Annotated in this window: 20 protein-coding genes; 6 read left to right on the forward strand and 14 right to left on the reverse strand. The window is 34.4% G+C overall.

Annotation, left to right across the window (positions count from 1 at the left end; genetic code table 11):
- Positions 1 to 26: 26 nt before the first annotated feature.
- The gene (gene gldJ, locus BSU00_RS08735) at positions 27 to 1,736 is read right to left on the reverse strand and encodes a gliding motility lipoprotein GldJ (protein WP_105004033.1); all 1,710 of its coding nucleotides are present in this window, start codon (positions 1,734 to 1,736) and stop codon (positions 27 to 29) included.
- A gap of 148 nt (positions 1,737 to 1,884) precedes the next feature.
- Here gldJ and porU point away from each other — a divergent pair, with 148 nt between their 5' ends.
- The 6 genes from porU (at position 1,885) to BSU00_RS08765 (ending at position 11,660) form a co-directional block, all read left to right on the forward strand.
- The gene (gene porU / locus BSU00_RS08740; RefSeq protein ID WP_233188675.1) at positions 1,885 to 5,322 is read left to right on the forward strand and encodes a type IX secretion system sortase PorU; all 3,438 of its coding nucleotides are present in this window, start codon (positions 1,885 to 1,887) and stop codon (positions 5,320 to 5,322) included.
- Between the two features lie 47 nt (positions 5,323 to 5,369).
- Entirely contained in the window at positions 5,370 to 6,446 is a 1,077-nt protein-coding gene (gene porV / locus BSU00_RS08745; protein ID WP_105004034.1) for a type IX secretion system outer membrane channel protein PorV, read from the forward strand.
- 121 nt (positions 6,447 to 6,567) lie between these two features.
- Positions 6,568 to 7,005: a cytidine deaminase gene (gene cdd, locus BSU00_RS08750; RefSeq protein WP_105004035.1), complete on the forward strand. Its 438-nt coding sequence runs from the start codon at positions 6,568 to 6,570 to the stop codon at positions 7,003 to 7,005.
- 113 nt (positions 7,006 to 7,118) lie between these two features.
- Complete coding sequence (locus BSU00_RS08755) at positions 7,119 to 8,183, forward strand: 3-oxoacyl-ACP synthase III family protein (protein ID WP_105004036.1); 1,065 nt, start codon at positions 7,119 to 7,121, stop codon at positions 8,181 to 8,183.
- A gap of 56 nt (positions 8,184 to 8,239) precedes the next feature.
- Positions 8,240 to 9,775, forward strand: a complete 1,536-nt coding sequence (guaA, locus tag BSU00_RS08760; RefSeq protein WP_105004037.1) for a glutamine-hydrolyzing GMP synthase — start codon at positions 8,240 to 8,242, stop codon at positions 9,773 to 9,775.
- Positions 9,776 to 9,815: 40 nt separating this feature from the next.
- A complete protein-coding gene (locus BSU00_RS08765) occupies positions 9,816 to 11,660 on the forward strand; it encodes a LysM peptidoglycan-binding domain-containing protein (RefSeq protein WP_105004038.1) in 1,845 nt (614 codons plus the stop codon).
- A gap of 188 nt (positions 11,661 to 11,848) precedes the next feature.
- On the opposite strand, the gene rfbB is transcribed toward BSU00_RS08765, so the two are convergent.
- The 13 genes from rfbB to BSU00_RS08835 all read right to left on the reverse strand — a co-directional run bounded on the left by rfbB (position 11,849) and on the right by BSU00_RS08835 (position 23,832).
- Positions 11,849 to 12,898: a dTDP-glucose 4,6-dehydratase gene (gene rfbB, locus BSU00_RS08770; RefSeq protein WP_105004039.1), complete on the reverse strand. Its 1,050-nt coding sequence runs from the start codon at positions 12,896 to 12,898 to the stop codon at positions 11,849 to 11,851.
- A gap of 204 nt (positions 12,899 to 13,102) precedes the next feature.
- A complete protein-coding gene (gene rfbA / locus BSU00_RS08775) occupies positions 13,103 to 13,975 on the reverse strand; it encodes a glucose-1-phosphate thymidylyltransferase RfbA (RefSeq protein WP_105004040.1) in 873 nt (290 codons plus the stop codon).
- Between the two features lie 50 nt (positions 13,976 to 14,025).
- Positions 14,026 to 14,610, reverse strand: a complete 585-nt coding sequence (locus tag BSU00_RS08780) for an acetyltransferase (protein WP_105004041.1) — start codon at positions 14,608 to 14,610, stop codon at positions 14,026 to 14,028.
- On the reverse strand, positions 14,607 to 15,584 hold the full coding sequence (locus tag BSU00_RS08785) for a glycosyltransferase family 4 protein (RefSeq protein ID WP_105004042.1): 978 nt from the start codon (positions 15,582 to 15,584) through the stop codon (positions 14,607 to 14,609). The genes BSU00_RS08780 and BSU00_RS08785 overlap by 4 nt, the downstream gene beginning before the upstream one ends.
- Positions 15,562 to 16,671, reverse strand: coding sequence for a glycosyltransferase family 4 protein (locus BSU00_RS08790; protein WP_105004043.1), 1,110 nt, complete (start codon positions 16,669 to 16,671; stop codon positions 15,562 to 15,564). The genes BSU00_RS08785 and BSU00_RS08790 overlap by 23 nt, the downstream gene beginning before the upstream one ends.
- Positions 16,672 to 16,674: 3 nt before the next feature.
- Complete coding sequence (gene wecB, locus BSU00_RS08795; RefSeq protein ID WP_105004044.1) at positions 16,675 to 17,811, reverse strand: non-hydrolyzing UDP-N-acetylglucosamine 2-epimerase; 1,137 nt, start codon at positions 17,809 to 17,811, stop codon at positions 16,675 to 16,677.
- Positions 17,812 to 17,820: 9 nt separating this feature from the next.
- Positions 17,821 to 18,942 (reverse strand): NAD-dependent epimerase/dehydratase family protein, encoded by a 1,122-nt coding sequence (locus BSU00_RS08800; protein ID WP_105004045.1) that lies wholly within the window; start codon positions 18,940 to 18,942, stop codon positions 17,821 to 17,823.
- On the reverse strand, positions 18,933 to 19,361 hold the full coding sequence (locus tag BSU00_RS08805; protein WP_105004046.1) for a dTDP-4-dehydrorhamnose 3,5-epimerase family protein: 429 nt from the start codon (positions 19,359 to 19,361) through the stop codon (positions 18,933 to 18,935). Before BSU00_RS08805 ends, BSU00_RS08800 begins: the two co-directional genes overlap by 10 nt.
- The gene (locus tag BSU00_RS08810) at positions 19,361 to 20,368 is read right to left on the reverse strand and encodes a polysaccharide biosynthesis protein (RefSeq protein ID WP_105004047.1); all 1,008 of its coding nucleotides are present in this window, start codon (positions 20,366 to 20,368) and stop codon (positions 19,361 to 19,363) included. Before BSU00_RS08810 ends, BSU00_RS08805 begins: the two co-directional genes overlap by 1 nt.
- Complete coding sequence (locus BSU00_RS08815) at positions 20,361 to 20,759, reverse strand: hypothetical protein (protein WP_146104831.1); 399 nt, start codon at positions 20,757 to 20,759, stop codon at positions 20,361 to 20,363. Before BSU00_RS08815 ends, BSU00_RS08810 begins: the two co-directional genes overlap by 8 nt.
- Positions 20,760 to 21,623: 864 nt before the next feature.
- The gene (locus BSU00_RS08825) at positions 21,624 to 22,709 is read right to left on the reverse strand and encodes a glycosyltransferase family 4 protein (RefSeq protein ID WP_105004050.1); all 1,086 of its coding nucleotides are present in this window, start codon (positions 22,707 to 22,709) and stop codon (positions 21,624 to 21,626) included.
- Positions 22,710 to 22,718: 9 nt separating this feature from the next.
- Complete coding sequence (locus BSU00_RS08830) at positions 22,719 to 23,234, reverse strand: DapH/DapD/GlmU-related protein (RefSeq protein WP_105004051.1); 516 nt, start codon at positions 23,232 to 23,234, stop codon at positions 22,719 to 22,721.
- A 46-nt stretch (positions 23,235 to 23,280) separates the two neighbouring features.
- Positions 23,281 to 23,832 (reverse strand): DapH/DapD/GlmU-related protein, encoded by a 552-nt coding sequence (locus tag BSU00_RS08835; RefSeq protein ID WP_105004052.1) that lies wholly within the window; start codon positions 23,830 to 23,832, stop codon positions 23,281 to 23,283.
- Positions 23,833 to 23,837: the final 5 nt, after the last annotated feature.

Genomic DNA, 23,837 nt, shown 5'->3' on the forward strand with positions numbered 1-23,837 from the left:
GTTTGCCAATATTTTAAAATTTAGAGCTACTTGTTTACGTAACGAGGAGTAGCTGTTTTGCTTTTGTTCATCATCATAGGCCCCATCTTATCGGTAGCACATCTAAAACCAATATAATTGGTAGCCATGTACTCCGGAAAATAGCGACGCTGCGCAGGGTCTAACCAGTATTCTCTATCCGCCCAAGAGCCACCTTTATACACACGAGAATTATCACTAATTAAGGTAGTACGGCGTTTCCCATCGTATTTATAGTCATTGATCGTTCTTCCTAAAGAATCCTTTTCTGCCTCCGGACGTTGGGGTGAATTGTACATACGTGGTTGCCCAATTAACTGGTCTTTGTCTAAATCGTACAATTTAGAAGAAGCCTGGTCACCATCGTTTAAACTAGAGTTATCTGCTAGGTTATAATTTCTACGCATGTAGGTATCTTCTTTGGTTACCGGGATGTATTTTACGCTACCTGGTAGATCCTTAGGAATAATTCTACCACTTTCTAAGGTATCGTATTCAATATCTCCAATTTGATCGCCTACGATAACTACTTTTCCGTCTTCGTTGATTAACTTTTTAGTAAAAATATTTCCTCTAAAATAATTAAAATCGTTTGCTTCGGCATCGATGATTGGTCGGTACACATCCGATACCCATTCCGCCACGTTGCCAGACATATCGTACAACCCAAAGGCATTTGGTGGATAACTTCTTACAGCATTTGGGATATCTGAACCATCACTACTCCAGCCAGCAATACCACTATAGTTTCCTTTCCCTTGTTTAAAGTTTGCCAATTGGTCGCCTCGGTTACGCTTATCTCTGTTTCTAGTATACTTACTGCTCCAAGCGTATTTCTTTCTACCACGAATGTTGTTATACTCTCTGTTTTCAAAAACTGCCTTTGCTGCATATTCCCACTCCACTTCGGTAGGTAGTCTAAACTTTTGGGAAAGAATACCATCGGTAGAGGTAACTTGTCTACCGGTGAATTGGCCTTTGGCTGGTTTAGGAGAACCCTTGGTTCTTGCTACTGGTAATCCTTTTTTATAAATAGTTGAATCCCCATCAAAAAGGGCGTATGGATTGGTTAAATACGCATCGGTATCAAAGTTATTTTTTCCTTTAAAAGAAAGGGAATCGTCTTTGAAAATATTTTTGATAACCCCTTTATCCATCAAAATTTTAAGGTTTACGGCATTCGTTCGCCACTTACAGTATTTATTGGCCTGGATCCAGCTTACCCCAACTACAGGGTATTCCGAGTAGGAAGGATGACGTAAATAACTTTCGGATAAAAGATTGGTGTTCCCTAAACCTTTACGCCATACTAGCGTATCTGGTAAAATGGAAGAATAAATATGCTTGAATTGTGGTTCGTCTGGCGGAAATACATCTTTAGTATACTGCATGAACAGCAAGTATTCCGAGTTAGTTACCTCCGTTTCATCCATGTAGAACGAACGAACGTGCATTTGTCTTGGGGTAGTATTCCAGTCGAACATTACGTCGTCTTGTACTAAACCCATAGTAAAGGTACCTCCTTCAATGTGAATCATTCCTGGGGGAACATTCTTACCTGCTTTGTACTCACCCTTTAAGTATCCTCCGTAATTAGGATCGTTAAAGTTCCATCCAGTAAGGGATGACTTTCCTGAGCTTCCATTTTTACTGCTACAAGCACTGAGTAAAAATACCGCAATGGTAAAAAAACTAAATAATTTCACTGTACTTTTCATCTATGTCTAATTGTTTTTAAGGGTGCTGCAATTTACATAATTTAAATATTCTACCAAGAAATATGAATTATAAAAGGCAGCAGAAACAAAAATATTCGTCATTACGTATAAGCTAACGGAACATTTTTATAAATATTATTACGAATCTATGAAAAAGATTAAAATAACTCGCGTTAAAATTCGTTATTTTGTGGGAATGATAAAAAAATACAGTAGTCTTTTTTGTTTACTTTTTGCCTCGGTGGTACTAAGTCAGTCAGAATCAGTTTTATCGCAAGGTGATTGGTATAAATTTTCTATTGATACAACCGGAGTTTTTAAAATAGACAAAGCTTTTTTGTCGCAATTGGGAGTAAATACCAGTGGCCTCGACCCAAAAAAAATAAAAATCTACGGGAACGGTGGAAAAATGTTACCGCAAAAAATTAGCGATACAAGAGCCGAAGACTTGCAAGAATGTGCCATCTATGTTAGTGGAGAGCAAGACGGACGATTTGACAACGAAGACTATCTGTTATTTTACGGAGTAGGACCCCACGATTGGAAAGTTACCCCAGCTACCGGGGTTGTTGCACATCGACAAAATATTTACAGTGATACCGCGTATTATTTCCTTACCATCGGAGATACCAATGGAAAGAGAATAAATACCTACACAGCCCCTTCACAACCAAGCACAACCACCATTAGCACCTACAATGACTATATCTTTTATGAAAAAGAAGCAATTAATCTATTTGCGGTAGGACGTAAATGGTTTGGCGAAGATTTTAATTTTGAAAACGTACAAAACTTTCGCATTCCTTTTCCGAAGCAAGAAGCAAATAGTGCCCTAACAGTGCGAGTAAGTGGTGTTACCATATCTTCTTTAAACTCAACCATGAGCGTTACTGCCAACGGAACGAACATAACTACCTTAAATTTCCCGCCCGTCTCTGGTTCAGGGATAAGTTCCTTAGCGATACAGAGAATCGGAGAAGGTAGGCTTAACAGCAATGCTTCCGATTATGTAGAAGTTTCCATTAGTTATAACAACAATGGTTTGCCTTCTGCTAGAGCCTATCTAGATTACATAGAAATTATAGGTACCAAACAATTGTTAGCCACTGGTAAGCAATTTGGTTTTCGAAGTTTTACAGCAATCAATTCGGGAGAAATCGTTAGCTACAGCATTCAAAACCCAGACAACATCGACCAAGTTTGGCGAGTAACAAATGCCATAGAACCGCAACAAATAGCAAACAATACTTCTGGTGGAGATTTTCGCTTTGCAGCAGACTCGAATACTTTAGAGGAATTCGTCGTAGTTAATTATTCCGACACCTACCAACCAACGGCCGTAAATTCTGGTAAAATTGAAAATCAGAACTTACATAACCTCAGCGATATTCAATACCTTATTATTACCGATCAAAGTCTTGTTACCCAAGCCAATCGATTAGCGGTCTATCATAGCCAAAATTCGAACCTCAGTACCCAAGTGGTAACTTTAGATCAAATTTACAATGAATTCGCTTCAGGAGTACCCGACATAACCGGAATTCGAGATTTTATCAAACACCTGAACAATAATTCTACTGGAAATAAAGCACTGCGCTATGTTTGTTTTTTTGGCGACTCCTCTTACGATTACAAAGATCGTATAACCGACAATAATAATCTTGTACCTACTTACCATGCGGCACAAAGTTTTGATTTGGTAAATTCGTATGTTACCGACGATTACTTCGTAATGTTAGACGATGAGGATGGTGAAATGCTAACCTCGGACGCAATTAATATCGCTTCAGGGAGAATTCCAGTAACCACGGCGCTAGAAGCTAAAGAGGTAGTAGATAAAATACTTAGCTATTACGACACGAATTCCTTTGGAGATTGGCGTAATACTGTTACCTTGCTTGCAGATGACATTGACGTCGTTTCTGACAAATCACTGCAAACTGGGCTAGAGGGTGTTGCAGACTCTATCAAAAAATACCAACCAATTTTTAACGTTAGGAAAATTTATGCCGATGCCTACAAACAGGAAAATTCTTCTGGAGGAGAACGCTACCCGGAGGTAAATACCGCCCTAAATAATGCCGTGGAAACAGGCACCCTAGTGTTCAATTATTTTGGCCATGGTGGAGAAGATGGTCTCGGAGAAGAACGATATTTAGAGACCCCACAAATTGAAGCCTTTAACAACCCTAATACCCTACCACTTTTTATCACGGTTACCTGTGAGTTTTCACGATTTGACAATCCATTGCGAGAAACTGCAGGAGAGCGTTTGTTTCTCAATAGAAACGGAGGAGCGGTTAGTATGATTACCACTACCCGCGATGTTTTTATATCTACTGGTGAACAATTCAACAAAAATTTAAGCCAATACGTATTAGCCTTCGACAATAATAGCAGTAGCATCGCTGAAAATTTGGTAAAAGCAAAAAACACCACAAGCAGCGCCCAAAAGTTCTTTATCTATTTCTTTGGAGACCCAGCCATGCGTTTGGCAATTCCCGAACCCAACATTCGTATTACCAAAATGAATGGGGTAGACATTAGCCAATCGATAGATACGCTTAAAGCACTTTCGAGAGTTTCTTTTTCCGGAACAGTTACTGATACTAATAATGCAGTTTTAAACAATTTTAACGGAAAGTTATCGACCATTATTTTCGATAAATCTATCGACAAGCAAACCCTAGATAACGATGGTTTTGGAGTTATCAATACCTTCGACACCCAAGAGAGTAAATTATTTCGCGGGCAGGCATCGGTAAGCAATGGCCAATTTACCTTTGAATTTATTGTTCCTAAAGACATAAAAATTGCATATGGTACTGGTAAAATTAGTATGTACGCATCGAATAATAGTACCGATAAAGGAGGCGCTAATTTTGATATTGTCGTTGGAGGAATTAATGAAAATGCTCCTGAAGACAATACTGGCCCGGAAATTAGTGCATTTCTCAACGACCTATCCTTCGTAGATGGTGGCAACACCAACAGCTCTCCAAATTTAATTGTTAAACTAGCAGACCAAAGTGGCATCAATACTTCCATCACTGCCGTAGACCACGATATCGTGGCCATTTTAGACGACAATGCTGCTGAACCTATTATATTAAACGACTTCTACCAAACAGAACTAGACGATTTTACTAAAGGTGAAGTTAGCTACAAACTGAGAAATCTTTCCACAGGGATGCACACCTTAAAAATAAAAGCTTGGGACACCTACAATAATTCATCCGAAACCTCGTTAAGCTTTATGGTTGTTAGCGATGCTACCTTAAGCCTAACAAACGTGTTAAACTACCCCAACCCGTTTGTAAATTACACGGAGTTTTGGTTTAACCACAATAGGCCCAATGAACCGTTAGAAGTTCAGGTACAAGTTTTTACCGTGGCAGGAAAATTAGTAAAAACCCTCAATCAATTGGTAGAAACTACGGGTAATTTATCGCGAGAAATTCAATGGAACGGTTTAGACGATTTTGGGAATAAACTGGCCAAAGGAGTTTATGTGTACAAGCTAAGTGTGCGGTCTAACACCACCAATATCGTTGCTGAAAAGTATGAAAAACTGGTCATTTTATAATCATTTTTAAAAGTATATATTTGCAAACGTCAACAATAAAACCTTACATGAAAAAATTAACGTCCCTTCTGTTATTTTTAAGTATCTCCTTCAATGCCAAGGCACAACAGGGAATTACTACCGCTATGCCATTTTTACTTATTACCACCGATGCTCGCGCCGGAGGTATGGGTGATATCGGAGTCGGAACCTCGTCGGATGCCTATGCTATTTTTCACAACCCGGCCAAAACAGCTTTTAACGAAAACCAAATTAGTATTGGTTTAAATTATACTCCTTGGTTACGGAACCTTACCGATGATATTTTTGTCGGAAATTTATCCTATGTCAATCGTTTTAAAGAAAACGCAGCTTGGGGAGTAGACATCAAATATTTTTCTTTAGGAGAAATAGAACTTACCAGTGATGTTGCCCAAAATTTAGGATATGAAAATCCAAATGAATTTGCAATCACAGGAATTTACTCTTTAAAATTAAGTGAAACCTTCTCTATGGGAGTTGGTTTGAAATATATAAACTCTAACTTAGACGTAGACAATACTTTAAAAGCAGTGAACTCTTTTGGTGTAGACGTATCGGCGTATTATCGCTCGGAAGAAGACAATTACGGTACTTTTAATGGACGATACCGCTTTGGAGTAAACATAACCAATATAGGACCCAAAGTAAGCTATACTCCGGGCACCGAAAACTTCATTCCGACCAACCTTAAATTGGGTGGTGGTTTTGATTTTATCTTCGACGATTACAACCTCTTAGGCTTAAACCTAGAGTTTACCAAATTACTGGTTCCTTCCGATCCTAATTCTACCAAAGGATGGTTTGAAGGCATGTTTACTTCTTTGGGAGATCGCAGTTTTAGCGAAGAAATGCAAGAAATCACTTGGGCCTTAGGCGCAGAGTATCTGTACAATGAAGCTTTTGCATTACGTGCTGGATATTTTCACGAAAGCGAAAACAAAGGAAACAGACAATATTTTACCTTGGGTGCTGGTTTTAAAGCGCGTTCTTTTTCTCTAGACCTTTCTTATTTAATGAATACTTCAGACGTAAACAATCCGTTAGAAAACACCTTACGTTTCTCTCTAGCCTTTGACTTAGGAGAAATTTACGACGATTACTAGTATTGTTTTTTTCGTAAATTAGCCATAGAAATATAAAGCTGTCATTTTTGGCGGCTTTTTTCGACTTGATATTATTTATGGAAAAATTACTATTTCAACGGCTGCCACAGTTTACGAAACAATGTCGGAGCTTTCTGCAGAAGACATTCAGCTCATGAAGCAAGCTATTGCAGCTAGAGATCTTGCCTATGCCCCCTACTCTAAGTTTAGTGTAGGTGCTGCTCTTTTACTAGATAACGGCACCATAATCACAGGTAATAATCAAGAAAATGCTGCCTACCCGTCAGGTATGTGTGCAGAGCGAGTTGCTATATGGAAAGCGGGTTCAGAGCACCCAAACATGGTCGTTAAAAAAATAGCCATCACTGCCTCTTCAAGTACAAGTACCGTAGACAAACCCGTGGGGCCATGTGGCGCCTGCAGACAAACCCTTTCTGAATATGAAATCAATCAAAAAGAACCAATAACCCTGATTTTTATGGGGGAAGTTGGAAAAATTGTAAAAATTAAATCGCTGTTATCCCTACTTCCATTTTCCTTTGATAGCTCATATCTATAAAAAACAAGAGTTTTTTTTATCATAATCGTAAAAATTTTACGATTCTTTTGGAAGTTCCCGTTCTTGTAAATTTAAATCCTTTTATTTATGGGATGTAATATGAGAAATCCCTTATGATGAATGCAGTAATAACAGGCACAGGTACCTATATCCCTCCAGTTACCAAAGTAAACGACCAATTTAATACAAATACCTTTTTACATACTAATGGAGTCGCTTTTGAAAATGAAAATCCGGTAATTATTGAAAAATTCAAATCGATAACTGGTATTGAGGAACGTCGGTATGCGATTTCCGATCACCTTGCCTCCGACCTTGGTTTTTTCGCTGCGCAAAAGGCCATTGAAGATGCTAAAATCGATAAAGAAATTATAGACTATATCATATTTGCGCACAATTTTGGGGATGTGCGGCACCAAACTACCCAAACCGATATTTTACCGAGTTTAGGAACACGAGTGAAGCATTTACTTCAGATAGACAACCCAAATTGTATTGCATACGATATCCTTTTTGGTTGCCCTGGCTGGGTACAGGGCGTAATCCAGGCACAGGCTTTTATTCAAGCTGGTATTGCTCAAAAAGTATTGGTTATTGGCGGAGAAACACTCTCGAGAGTTATAGACCACCACGATAGAGATAGCATGATCTACAGCGATGGTGCGGGTGCCTGCATCGTAGAGGCAAAAAAAACTTCGTCTAAGGGTATTCTTAGTCATGCATCCCAGACCTTTGCGAAAGAGGAAGCTTACCATTTATTTTTTGGAAAATCATACAACCTCGCTTTAGATCAAGATACCAGATATATCAAAATGCATGGTCGTAAAATATACGAATTCGCTCTAAATAAGGTACCCATGGCCATGAAAACTGCGCTAGATAAAAGCGGTGTTCCTGTGGCAAAGCTAAAGAAAATACTCATCCATCAGGCTAATGAAAAAATGGACGAAGCGATAATTAAGCGTTTTTATCGTCTCTACAAAAAACCAATTCCGGAGAATATTATGCCTATGAGCATTGGAAAACTAGGGAACAGCTCCGTAGCAACGGTGCCGACCCTTCTCGATTTAATTCTCAAGGGAAAACTTCCAAACCATGAAATTGAAAAGGGCGATGTAATTATGCTTGCTTCGGTTGGTGCCGGAATGAATATAAATGCCATTATCTATCAATATTAATCAAAAAATAAAGCTACAAAATAGGAAAATCTAAAATCTAAATATTATTTTTGCGGATGCAACAACACCACGTACTTATAATAGATTTCGGATCGCAATACACGCAATTAATTGCGCGCCGTGTAAGAGAATTAAACATTTATTGTGAAATTCATCCATTCCATAAAATCCCTAAAAACCTAAACGATTTTAAAGCGGTAATTCTTTCGGGAAGTCCTTCTTCCGTAAGAGCAGAAGAAGCACCACACCCCGACCTAACGGAAATTAGAGGGAAAAAACCGATGCTAGCTGTTTGCTATGGAGCGCAATATCTCGCCCATTTTTCGGGAGGTTTGGTAGCACCTTCTAATACCAGAGAGTATGGAAGAGCTAACCTTTCATACATCAAAGATAACGAACCTTTCTTTGCTGCCATAAACACCGGAAGTCAAGTATGGATGAGCCATTCTGATACTATTAAAGAATTACCAACCAATGCGGTACTTTTAGCAAGTACACATGATGTGGCCAATGCTGCCTATAAAATTGAGGGAGAGACTACCTATGCCATACAATTTCACCCAGAGGTTTATCATTCTACCGATGGCAAACAACTACTAGAGAACTTTTTAGTAAACATCGCTGGAATTACACAAAACTGGACACCGGCCTCTTTTGTAGACGAAACAGTAAGTGGTTTGCGTGAAAAAATTGGAAACGACAAAGTAGTTTTAGGCTTATCGGGTGGTGTAGACTCTACCGTTGCAGCAGTGCTACTGCACAAAGCAATTGGCAGTAATTTGCATTGTATTTTTGTAAACAATGGCTTGTTGCGTAAAAATGAATTTACCGATGTACTGCTACAATACGAAGGTATGGGGTTAAATGTGAAAGGAGTTGATGCTTCCTCTCGTTTTTTAGATGCCTTAGCAGGGTTATCCGACCCGGAAGCAAAACGCAAGGCAATTGGCAAGGTATTCATCGATGTTTTCGACGACGAAGCAAATCAAATTAAAGATGCTAAATGGTTAGCACAAGGAACAATATACCCAGATGTAATCGAATCCGTATCGGTAAACGGAGGACCTTCGGCAACAATAAAAAGTCATCATAATGTTGGTGGTTTACCCGATTTTATGAAATTAAAAGTGGTAGAGCCCTTACGTATGATTTTTAAAGATGAAGTACGACGTGTCGGTGCCTCTATGGGAATTGATAAAGAATTATTAGGAAGACATCCTTTTCCGGGACCTGGTTTGGCCATTCGTATTCTCGGTGACATTACTGCCGAAAAAGTTCGTATCTTACAAGAAGTAGATGCCATCTTTATTCAAGGCTTAAAAGAAGACGGTCTCTACGATAGTGTTTGGCAGGCGGGAGCAATTTTACTACCTGTAAATTCTGTTGGTGTTATGGGCGACGAGCGAACCTATGAAAAAGTAGTAGCATTGCGCGCTGTGGAAAGTACGGATGGTATGACAGCCGATTGGGTAAATTTACCCTATGCATTTTTACAAAAGACCTCTAATAAAATAATTAACAACGTTAAAGGCGTGAACAGAGTGGTTTACGACATCAGTTCAAAACCACCAGCAACAATTGAGTGGGAATAACGTTGTATTTCTAATTGGTTACATTAACAGGAGAAAATACATGAGAAAATTACAGTTTTTAATCGTAGCAGGAGTTTTATCTTTTACCATATCGTGCGGACAACAAAAGCGATATATATCCTATAAAGTACAAGAAGGCGAAACCATAGCAGAGATTGCCAAGCGTTTGCAGATTTCTGAGGGTGATTTGCTACGTTTGAATCCGGATATAAACGCATCCTTAGAAGGTAACTATGTAATTGTAATTCCAAATCCTGCCATTGCGAAAAGTAATTTAGGAGATGAACCAAGCTATGCTGTGGTTACTCCTGATGAAAAAGACACAAAAGGGCAAGTAGAGTCTACTGACGAAGATGCTACTTCTACAGAGGAAGAAGAAGTATATGAAACTACCGTTATTACCAATTACGAAACTCATGAAGTGCAAGCCGGAGAAACGGTTTATCGAATTACCAAAATGTATGGTATTTCTAAAACCGATTTAATGGCCTTAAACCCAGAATATCCTGGTATTAAAAGTAACACATTAAGTATTGGACAGGTTCTAAAAGTAAAGGCGAATCGGGAAACGATAACGCTGAACAAAAAAGAAATTGTAGCACAATTTGTTACGCATGAAGTACAGCCAAAAGAGACGGTATACAGCATAACGCGTTTTTACAATATTAGCAAACCAGATCTTGTTGCGTTAAATCCGGAATATCCAGAGATTCAGAACGACGCTATTTCCGCAGGACAATTGTTGAAAATAAAACGCAAAGACGCCGATAGTACAGATGAAAATCGTAGCTTTTATCAAGACGTAATAGCAGAAAACACATCTATTAATGTTGCCTTTTTATTGCCATTTAAAGCTACCGAATACGATACTTTAGCACCTGCTGCAATTTTCAAAAAAAATACGCTAGCAAATATGGTTACTGACTTCTATCTAGGAGCTACCATCGCTATGGATTCGATTCGTACCCAAGGAATTTCAGTAAACGAATCGGTTTTTGACACCGGAAATCGAGGAAATCAAGTAGAACGTATTCTAGCAGAAGATCGTTTGGATGCGGTAGATGTAGTTATCGGACCTTTTTATTCCGATAAAGTTAGCATGGTTACCAAAAAAGTAGATGTGCCAGTTATTTTCCCTCATTTTTCGAGCAAGCAAAGTAATTTATCGTCGTCTAAATTAGTAAAAGCAGCGCCTGAAAAGAAAACCTATGCAGCTTACTTAACCGCATACCTAAAAGAGAATTACCAAGGCGAGACTATTTTTGTTGTAGGAGATAACAAAACCAATTCCAAAAGTATCGGTAAGGAAATCGTTGCAGATCTTAAAAAACACGATTCTATTGGTGATATTCATGTTTTAAACCCCAAAGATGGGTATATTAAAAAGTCGCGTTTTACGGAAAAAATGAGTATCACACATCGCAACTGGATCATTATAACAGCAGAGAATGAGGTGGCAATTGCGGACGCTCTAAATAGCATGATTGGGCTTCCAGAAGGGGTTACGGTACAGGTTTTTGCAATTCATAAGAGTAAAGGATACGATAAAATAGACAACAACAAATTGGCTGCTATGGATTTCACCTATGTAGCACCTTATTTTGCCGATGAGAACTCTCCAGAACTAAACGCCTTTTACAAAACCTACCGAGTGAAAAACAATGCCTTACCATCGGAATATGCCATTAGGGGTTTTGATGTTACTTATGATATCTTAATGCGTATGGCTTCTGGAAATGAATTAAGTAGTACCTTTAAAGACGGTGTATCTTTCCGCTTAGAAAATAAATTTGACTACCGTAAAAAAATGTTTGGTGCAGCCACCAATACAGGATTATTTATCATCCAATACAACCCGGATTTGAGCTTGCGAAGACTGAAATAAGATAATTCTTATTATGTGCTTTAATTGGTTGGGTATTCGTAATTGCATGTAGAATTACCGTTTTATATCTTTAATAATCTCTATATAAATAAGATTTTATAGTTAACTGAATCGAATAAAAGTTTATCTATATGCGTTCCTGTTACAATAGATTCCATACTTTATTGGTTGCTTATAAAAATTACTGTTTACTTCCCATACATGTCTTTGTAGTATTGTTGGTAACTTCCGGAAGTTATGTTAAGAACCCATGCTTCATTGTTTAAGTACCATTGTACTGTTTTCTCGATTCCTTCTTGAAACTGTAAAGATGGCTCCCAACCTAGTTCATCCTTTAATTTAGACGAATCGATAGCATAACGATAATCGTGCCCGGGTCTATCATTAACATAGGTGATTAAATCTAAAGACTGGCCTTTTTTACGCCCTAAAAGTCTATCTACGGTACGAATTAAAACTTTTATTACATCTATATTTCTCCACTCGTTAAAACCTCCAATGTTGTAAGTATCTCCTCGTTTTCCTTTATGAAAAATAGTGTCTATAGCACGAGCATGATCTTCTACAAACAACCAATCTCGAATGTTTTCCCCTTTTCCATAGACTGGCAAAGGTTTATTACTAGAAATATTATGTATAAAAAGTGGAATTAATTTTTCTGGAAACTGATACGAACCATAGTTATTGGAACAGTTCGAAATCACTGTTGGTAAGCCATAGGTATCCTGGAAAGCTCTTACAAAATGATCGGAAGAAGCTTTTGAGGCGGAATATGGCGAATGTGGGTCATACGGAGTTGTTTCTGTAAAGAGCCCATCATCACCAAGAGTTCCATAAACCTCATCGGTGGAAACATGGTAAAATAATTTACCTGTAAAATTACCATCCCATTGCTGTTTAGCTGCCTCTAACAAACTTAAGGTTCCCATAATATTGGTCTTCGCAAAGGAAAACGGATCTTTAATAGACCGATCCACATGCGATTCGGCTGCTAAATGTATCACAGCATCAATGCTAAACTCACTAAAGATCTTTACCATGTTCTGGTAATCACAAATATCTGCCTTTACAAAAGTATAATTCGGTTTATGCTCAATATCTTTTAAATTTGCCAGATTTCCTGCATAGGTGAGCACATCTAAATTAATAATGTTATAGTTTGGATAGTTATTCACAAACAAACGTACGACATGCGAACCAATAAACCCAGCACCTCCTGTTACCAAAATATTTTTCATGGAATACTTTCTTCTTAACTAATACCTAAAACTATAAAAACAAACCTACGAAAAAAATAGAAGTAACACCGTAAATAAAATTGTTTAAACAAAAACATTCTCAGTTCAAGCTCGAGTCAAGAAAATGTCAGTTCGAGTGTTTCGACTACTGCTCAAGATAAACTCCGTCGAGAACAACCCTTCGACTGACTTCATGATAATAGTTTACAAATACAAACGAGAAAGGTACTGTCCGTAATCACTTTTAAGTAAAGGTTTCGTGATTTTTTCTAGTTGTACTTTGTCAATATACCCCATGTTATAGGCTATTTCTTCCAAACACGCTACTTTTAAGCCTTGACGTTTTTCGATGGTTTCAATAAATTGCCCAGCCTCCATTAAGGAGTCGTGTGTTCCGGTATCCAACCACGCAAAACCACGTCCCATTAGAGAAACTTTTAACCTGTTTTGTGTAAGATAGCTTTGGTTTACTGAAGTAATTTCTAACTCCCCTCTATTAGAAGGTTTTACTTTTTCTGCTATACCAACAACATCATTAGGATAAAAATACAGACCTACTACGGCATAATTTGAAGCGGGTACTTTTGGCTTTTCTTCGATAGAAATAGCATTTCCTTCTGTATCTAAAGAAACTACCCCATAGCGTTGTGGATCCTTTACCATATACCCAAAAATGGCAGCTTTTTGTTCTTCTTGTACTATCCGTATCGAATTTTGTAACATTTTTGAAAAGCCATGCCCATAAAAAATATTATCGCCAAGAATCAAACACACATCATCATTACCAATAAATTCTTTCCCTATGATAAATGCCTGTGCTAAACCATCTGGTGTAGATTGTTCTTTAAAGTGTAAGGCAATTCCCAAATCGGAACCGTCTCCTAAAAGTTTTTTAAAATTTGGCAAATCTTGTGGCGTAGAAATAATTAAAATCTCCCGAATACCAGCCAGCATTAAAACCGATAAAGGGTAATAAATCATGGGTTTGTCATAAATCGGTAATAACTGTTTAGAAACCCCTTTTGTTAAAGGGTAAAGCCTTGTTCCTGAACCGCCTGCTAAGATGATGCCTTTCATAAATTATCTATAGAGTTCTAAAGTTAACCAAATAAGTTAGATTTATATAATTATCCTGATAAGATCGTACCTGAACTAATAACAGTATCATCTGGAATATTTACATAATAATCAATTTTTGCACCATTACCTATGTAAACTCTTTCTCCTATTTCACCTCCAGCAGAAATAGAAACTGTAGGCATTATCATACTGAAGTCATTAATACAAGTATCATGGGCTATTACTGAGGAAGTATTTATATAAACAAAATTACCTATCTTAATGTTTACAGTGAAAACAACATTAGCAGCAATTACTACCCCTTCTCCAAAAGTGACATTATCACTAGAATAAATCTCGACTGATGGATGAATAATATTTGGGAAAATAATATTTTGATTGTTAATTTTATTTTTAATTATACTTTTGACTCTTGGATTTCCAATGGCTATAACTACACTTATTTCCTCTCTAATATCATTTAATTCTTTAATTTTGCCTATTATCGGATAACCATTAATTTTTTCACTTATTAAATTATCATCATAAAATCCTAAAATATCCCATGTTTCAATTTTACGATTAATAGATTGAATTATACCAAGTAACTCACGTCCTAATCCTCCTGATCCTACAATTGCAATTTTTTTCATTTTAATTTTTTTTGAGTCTTTTCAACGTACTTAAATATCATAATATATAATGAGATCGAAAAACCTATTGCCAAGAAAATTATAAATAATTGCGTATTTAAATCTGCATTATAAAATTTAAAAACAACCAAATTGATTAAAATTTGCAACAAAGCATATACCATCGAAACCTTCATATGAGATAGCTTAAGTTCATGTACCATCTTCTGGTAAATATGTTTTCTGTGTGGCTCTGTTATTTTTTCTCCTATCGATTTTCGATAAATAAGTGTAAGAATAGAATCAGTGCCATATAGAAGCATCGATAGTATCAAAATAGGTGCATTAAGCTCTTTTATTAAGATAACCCCTGTAAAAAAAACAACTATTGCTATACTAATACTTCCAATATCACCAGAAAACATTCTTGCTTTTGTTCGAAAATTATAAAAACCAAAGATTATTACAGACATTAATACGTATAAATTAAGTCTAGCGTCTAAAATATCTTCTTGTAGATTTATGAAATAAAATAAGACCAATGTAACAACACTATACAAGCCTGTTATTCCATTAATTCCATCCATAAAATTATAAATATTTATAAATCCAACGCCCACAATTAATAGAGGTAGAAATATGAATAAATCATCAATTGAAATGCCAATTTGGTATATACACAACCCTACTGCTATAAATTGAAAAGGCAGCCTGAGATTAGAACTTAATGTAATTATATCATCTACAAAACTAACTATAGCTATCAAAGACACTCCTAAAACAAAATAAGGATATTGAAATCCAGAAATAAAAAAATACAATAAAATTGCAACATAAAATAAAATACCTCCACCTCTAATAGTTGGAATAGTATGAGAACTTCTATGATTAGGTTTATCGATTATATTGTATTTGTCAGCAAATCTTATATATAACACTGACGATGAATATAAAACTATCGTAATTATTATATTAAGAAATTGAGTAGATGACATTCTTATAGTGTTTTATTATTATATTTTGATCAAAAACCTTAACCGCTCTTTCTCTTGCTTTCGTTCCCATTTTAATTCTATCTTCTTGTGGAAGTAAAATCATTCTTTTCATTTGAGAATAGAGACTGTCTACACTTTTAACTTCTGCTAAAAAACCTGTAATATTATCAACTACTACATCCCTACATCCAGGAACATCTGTAGTTACAATAGGAATTCCCATACTAGAAGCTTCGATAAGCACTTTTGATAACCCTTCTCTATAAGATGGTAAAACAATACTATCTACCTTTTCCATCTCCAAATGAACAGAGTCACTTTCTCCCAGATAGTTAACTAATCCCAAATCGCACCATCTATCCAATTCCTCTTGTTTTATCGCTGTTTCATTTTTATGATAAATTCCGCCTAAAATGTCGAACTGCACTTCAGCAAACTCTTCTTTGATTATTTTAGCGGCCTCTATATACTCTCTGATTCCTTTATCATAAATTAACCTACCAACAAATAAAAAGCGGAAACCATCTTCTTGCTTTATATCTCTTTTAACTGGTCTAAATTTACTCGTATCAACACCTGAGCCAGGTATAATTATACATTTATCATCTCTTATTAGTTTACTATTGATGAATAGTTCTAAATCATCTTGATTTTGAAAGAATACTTTAGTCGCACTCCTTTGCGATATTCTGTATAAAAATTTTGCAATTTTCGTTGAAATACTTTGTTTAATAAACAATGTTCCTAATCCAGAAATATTATTTACAACAGGAATACCTAATAATCCTGCTGCTATAGTTCCATAAATATTTGGTTTTATCGCATTATGGCAGATGACATTTGGTTTTATACGCTTATAAATTTTATAATATTGTAAAACCAGTTTTATATCTTCAATAGGATTTTTAGAGTTATTATTAATATTTATATGATTAAAATTAAAACCTAAATCTGTCAGTTTTTGCGAGTAATCATCTTTTGCAGCAACCGTGAAGATCTCATGACCATCATTTTGTAAGGATTTTAACAATCCTTTTCTAAAATTATATATACTCCAAGAGATATTGGAAGAAAAAACAATTTTCATTTGCTAATTTTTATTCCAAACCACACGGTTAATATAATCTGTATAGGATAATATAATTCGCACCATTTTTTCACTAACATTGGGCATCGAATAATCATAAACCTCTCTAAAATTCCTATTAGGGCTTCTTTCTTGACTATTCAAGGCTACTAAACCTTGCATTACTCTTTCCGGATTTAAACCAACCATCATAACCGAAGTTTCTTCCATTGCCTCAGGTCTTTCATGAGCTTCTCTAATATTTAGAGCCCAAAAATTAAGAATAGACGACTCTTCAGAAATAGTCCCTGAATCCGATAAAACTGCATACGAATACATTTGTAGTGCATTATAATCACTAAATCCTAAAGGCTTTAAAAATTGAATGTTTTTATGAGTTTTCATCTCTTTGCTATTCAGCATGTTTCTTGTACGTGGATGTGTCGAGACAATTACAGGATAATCATATTTTTCAGCAATCAAATTTAAAGACTCAATTAGTCCATTAAAGTTTTTTGGATTGCTAATATTTTCCTCCCTATGAGATGAAACTACAAAAAATTTATTCTTCTCAAGATTCAATTTTTCAAGTATCTCAGAGCTTTCTATTTTAGATTTAAATTTATGAAGTACTTCACACATAGGGCTTCCAGTTTTAATTACTCTATCTGGAGATAATCCCTCTCTCAATAAATACTCTCTTGCTATCGAACTATATGTTAAATTTATATCGGCAACGTGATCAACAATTTTTCTATTTGTTTCTTCAGGCACTCTTTGGTCAAAACAACGATTACCTGCCTCCATATGAAATACAGGAATTTTTCTCTTTTTAGCAGGAATAGCACATAAACAAGAATTTGTGTCTCCCAAAACTAAAAACGCATCAGGGTTTTCTTTTTCTAAAATAGGATCTATTTTAATAAGAATATTCCCAACCGTTTCAGTTGCATTTTTCCCAGCAGCTTCCAAAAAATAATCCGGTTTCCTTAAACCTAAATCTTCAAAAAATATTTCATTTAATTCATAATCATAATTTTGACCTGTATGAACCAAAATATGATCTATTGCTTCGTTCTTATCTAAGGCTATAAGGGTGCAAGATAACCTGATAATTTCAGGTCTTGTTCCAACTACCGTAACTACTTTTAATTTCTTCATTTTTATATTTTAAACTTCTACAAAATAAGTATCTGCATCATCAGGATTATATGGCTCATTTATCCAAAACAATGTTACTAATTCTTCTTCACCGATATTCGTGATATTATGGGTATACCAAATTGGCATGTCTACATACGACGGTTTATCTCCATCTAAAAAGTACTCTATAACTTCGTCACTATCAACTTTCCTCAATTTAATTGAGGCTTTACCCTTGATAACAGCAAAGCGTTCCACTTTTCTAGTATGATAATGATTTCCTCTTGTTATACCGGGAACCGTTGTTGAATATGAAGATTGTCCAGAAACACCTGCTCTCATAATTTCAACAAATGCTCCTCTATTATCAGTATGTTTAATGAAACTCCTAGGAAAATAGGATTTAGGAATAAAACTTGTAAATGTATTAAACAAGTTCAATTCAAAAGATTTCATAGGAACATTTGGAACCTCTCCTTTGTCCATATAAGCTTCTTTGTATTGGTAGAGTAAACTTAAAATTTCTGAAACCTTGTTACTAGATGTATGTTCAACTAATTTGGAACTGATACTTCTCGTATTTCTTTTTATTTCTTCATAAAATGACTCACACAACTCATTAATATAAATAATATTAACCGTACTATCATTAATTATTTTAGGCTCTTCTCCATTTGTAATTTGGTAACAAAATGTAGCTATAAATGAGTTATAAAATGGTTTTCCAAAAGGTCCAAAGACATTTGGAATTACTAAAGACGCTATTGAAGCCTCATTCTTTTCTGCCCATTTTTCTAGTAAATTTCTACCATCTCTTTTGGATTTTCCATATAAGTTATCTCTTTCTTCTTGTGTTGAAGACGAGAAAACAATTTTAGGTTTAGAATCAGTCTTTTCACATGCAGAAATTAATTTATTAACTAAACCTACATTTGTTTCATAAATAAATTCCTGACTCTCATGCCTGTTAATTGCCGCTATGTGTACAATTACATCACATGATTTTACAAATTCTTCAAGTCTTTCTGTGTTTTCAAAAAAAGAACGATCAAAATTAACTAGATTTAATTCTTCTTTTAAGGATAGATAATTATATAAGTGTCTACCCATAAATCCTGATTGGCCTGTGATTCCAACTTTTAACTCCATGTTGTCCATTTATTTTTATCAAATCTTACTTGATCATCAGGATTTACTCCAAATGCGTAATCAGAAAAAATCATCATCTTAGAATTCTCTTTTTTTGCTTGAAAACCATTTGCAAATCCTTCTGGAATAAATAACACTTGAGGATCTTCGGCCTTTAGTAAAAACTCGTAAACTTCAAGCTCTTCAGAGGGACTTTTAAAATCATCAATTTTAACTAACTTTACCATGAATTCTCCTTCGATGCATAAAAACCATCTTTTCTCGACAATGTGAGCTTGCCAAGCTCTAACAACATCAGTAGAAAAATGTTCTGTATAATAAAGTCTTTTGATATTAGACATGTCAAAAACATTTACAAAATTGATACGACCTCTTTCATCGATATGTTTACCTCCTTCTATTATATATGGCTGATTCATTACTTTTTTATTTCTTTCTTAATAAACTCAAGCTTTAAAAGTAATTTCTTCATTCCGTCTATGTCTAATCTTTCCGTATTATGGGAATGATAATCTTCAATAGAATTCATATCGATTTCTCCTTCTGAAAAGTAGTTAGCATAATTTAAATCTCTATTATCTGCTGGAATTCTGTAATAGTCTCCCATATCCTCAGATTTAACTCTTTCTTCTCTTGTCAATAAAGATTCATATAACTTCTCACCATGACGTGTGCCAATAACTTTTAATTGGCTTGAGCTATCAAACATTTCTATTAAAGCTTTGGCTAGTGTTTCAATGGTTGCTGCCGGTGCCTTTTGTACAAACATATCTCCAGGATTTGCATTTTCAAAAGCAAATAAAACCAAATCTACTGCATCCTCTAAAGTCATCATGAACCTCGTCATATTCGGATCTGTCAAAGTTAAATCTTTTCCTAATTTCATTTGCTCAACAAATAATGGTATTACTGAACCTCTAGAAGCCATTACATTTCCGTATCTAGTTCCACTTATTATGGTATTACCAGCATTTCTAGATTTAGCTACTAACACTTTCTCCATCATAGCCTTAGAAATACCCATAGCATTAATTGGATATACTGCTTTATCTGTGCTTAAAACAACAACATTTTTAACATTATTTCTTATTGCTGCTTCTAATACATTTTCTGTTCCTATTACATTAGTTTTAACCGCTTCGATTGGGAAAAACTCACAAGATGGCACTTGTTTTAAAGCTGCTGCGTGAAAAATATAATCAACACCTCTCACAGCCACTTCAACAGAAAGAGAATCTCTTACATCACCAATATAAAATTTCACTTTTGGACTTGATAATTTTCTTCTTAAATCATCCTGCTTTTTTTCATCTCTAGAAAAGATTCTTATTTCACTGAAATGATCTGTACTTAAAAATCTATTAAGAACTGCCTTACCGAAGGAACCTGTGCCTCCTGTTATTAGTAATATTTTTTTTCTAAACATTTTTTACTTTATTAAGTTCAATCAAGGTTGGATATATAAAAAATACAGCCAAACCAATTGAAGGTGTAACATTATTTAAAACTGATATAGTGAAAAAAGAAATTAACATTGATAAACTCAGTGAGTTAACATAAATTCTTTCCTTTATTAATCTATTTAAAATTGGTTTAAAATATATAAACAATTGAATTATACCTACAAAAAATCCAAAAAGTGCAAAAGTATCTATGATTTGAGAATGTTGACCAAAAGAGTTTAATTCTCCATAATTATTCTTTCCCAATTTATTTTGAATACCACCAAAAATAGGGTATTCTCCAAATAAGGCAATACTCTTGTTATAAGCAGTAAATCTCGCACTAATCGATTCTCCTGATTGACTATTTTGCAAAAGGTTTCTCAATTCTATTAACCTTTTTGTATTTAAACTATTTCCAAAATTGGCAACAAAATAATCTACAATAAAGTTTAAAATAAAATCTGATACTAAATAGAGAAAAAAGAATAAAACTGAATAAAATATCAGCCTAATAATGGATATTTTTTTCCAAGAAATCTCAAAAAAATAGCAAGAGAAATTAAAAGAAAAGCTGTCGAAAAGTTTGAGAGAAAAATGTTTGTTGTGAAAAGTAATAAGGTAAAAAAGTAAAATACAGAGGTAATGGCTTTATTTTTAAACTTTATGAGTCTTTTGTTAAAAATTAAAATGCTACAAAAAAACACTAAAAAATAAATAAAATCATAGCCTCCAACTCCCTTTAAAAGTTTATCTGTCCCTATACCTTTACTTGATTTTAAAGCTCTTGAAATGCTCGGATCATCTCTGTACTCCAATACAGTAATCAAACTAATTATTACTATTACAGGAATTAAAGATTTTATAATTTTAATATTTTTATCAATTCTTCCCTTTCTATTGTTATAATCAAAAGCTATAAAGTATATAGGTAACTGACTTAACTCAAAAAACCTATTTCCAATTTCATTGTTACCAAATAATATTGGTATAAAAATCGTATAAAAAATAAAGAAAAAGATACTAAACTTATATGTGTCTGAATGTAAAAAATACGAAGAGTCATCAAAAAAAATAAGTGCTACATAACAAATAAGCGAAGTAGCCCATAAATAATTAAAAAAAGAAAATGCTCTAAAAGTGGGAATTATTGAGAGTATAGCTAATAGAAATAGAACTAAAACACTCAATCTAAAGAATATGGATTCTTTCTTATTATTAATTAAAAATTTTGTCATATCACCCATTTCCTTTTAACAAAGAGGAATATACTTCATCTAATCCTTTTTCAATACTTGCGTTTGAAAACTTTTCATTGACTTTTTCTTTTGCTCTTGCTCCATATACCCCGATTAATTCCTCATTTTCTATTAAGTATGATATGGCATTAGTCAAATCACCAACATTTGAAGGTTCTGTTAAAATTCCGTTATAGTTATTTTCAACAATTTCAGGAACTCCTCCTGTTCTTGATGCAATCAATGCTAAGCTTGCCTGCGAAGCTTCAAGTAATGCCACGGATAAAGTTTCATGTAAAGTTGGTAGTACAAATATGTCACATGCCTTTAAAATATGATTAATATCTCCTCTATACCCCAAAAAAAACACCTGCTTGTTATTGACCATCTTTTCTAACTTCTTTTTCATATTTCCAAGATATAATCCATCACCTACTATTACAAACTTTAAATTAGCTTTTTTATTAAAATTTAATATTGCCTCATCAAAAAATTGATATCCCTTATCTTTTATAATTCTGGCAACCGTAACAATAACTATGTCATCTTTTTCAATTCCTAATTCCTCTCTTAAACTCTTCTTAGTCTGTTTTTCTTTAGGCAATTTGGGAGGGAAGTTATAAATAGTTCTTTTATCTTTGGTTCCAAAAAATCTGAGTACTCTTCTGTTTAAAACATAATTACTAACTGCTATAACTTTTTTAGACAACAAAATAGTTATAGGTTCTAATATATAAGTAAGAATAGACTTTTTAATTATATTAAAGTAAATTGCATCTCCAGAGAAACCTCTTACCGTCATCACAGTATTCTTAACTCCAGCAAATTTACAAGCTACAGCCATATGAAAACCGGACAATTGTAATCCTGAATAATGAACAATATCTGGATTAATTCTTTTTATTTGTTCAATTAAATCTTTTATTCTTTTTAAACTAATACCACTCCCTAATTCAGTTTTGTAGTGAATTGTATGAAAATCATATTTCTTTTTCAAATCAGAATTCATTATCCTACTTGTACTTGTATATGGACCTCCTCCTTTACCAGTAGTTGATAACTCTAGTGCTATTTTTGCTTTTTTCATAAATACAAATTAGTCTATTTTTTCATACTTAAAATATTCTTTTAAAGCCTTATCTTTATACTTCCCCTTTAAATGGCCTAAGTGTAAGGAAGAAGATTTTATTCCATTAAAATACTCTTCTGTTGACTTTATTTTTTTTGCTGGAATTCCTCCCATTACAGAATTTGGAGTTACATTTTTGGTTACAATAGAGCCTGCAGCTATTATAGAGTTTTCTCCAATAGTAACACCAGGTAAAACAATACTTCTCACACCAATATATACATTATCTTTAACAATGATTGGTGCTGTAATTTCAAGATCAGGAACCTTATCTCTAAATAATAAAGTTCCTCCATCATGAGTTATAAACATAACATCTGTAGTTATGTGAACATTATCTCCTAATGTTATTAACCACGGTTCACTACCAAACATCTTACTGGGGTTTCCATAAATAAAAAGTTTTCCCTTTACATTAACTCCAATCCATTTTGTATATCCAACATGATTTGTCATTGCGTAAATAGCTCCGACAGTTTTCATAAAAACTTTTTTAAAAAACCTCTCTATGGAATAAAATATCATATACTTATTTAAGTTTGGTTTTATGTTCTTTAATTTGGTCCTCAGTCCATCTTTCTCTAATTTTTTGAGATCTATTTCCCGTAATTATAGAATAAGGAGGAATACTTTTTGATACTACAACACCTGCGCCTATAATAGAGCCTTGACCAATTTTAACTCCTTTAAGAATTATCGCTCTAGCTCCAATCCAAACATCATCCTCAATAATTATATCTTCATCATTTTCTGGAAGTTTTTCCTCCAATTTGATATCAATCATAAACCTCCCTATTAAATCCGTTCTATGATTACCTCCGTGAATTGAAACTTCTGGTCCAAACATTATATTATTACCGATAAAAATATGACTTAATGAAGCTTGAAATCTGCATTTTTGTCCGATATATACTTTATTCCCAATAGAAATATTCTTATTGTGAAAAAAACACCCTTTGGAAATCCTAACATCATTCCCAACTGTTTGAAAATTACTTAATTGTTCCTTTCTCCATAAAAACCAATATATTTTTTCTAAAACTTTAAATGGAATCCATAATAATTTGTACAAATACTTCATATTAT

It is taken from the genome of Tenacibaculum sp. SG-28 (assembly GCF_002954385.1).
Taxonomy (GTDB): domain Bacteria; phylum Bacteroidota; class Bacteroidia; order Flavobacteriales; family Flavobacteriaceae; genus Polaribacter.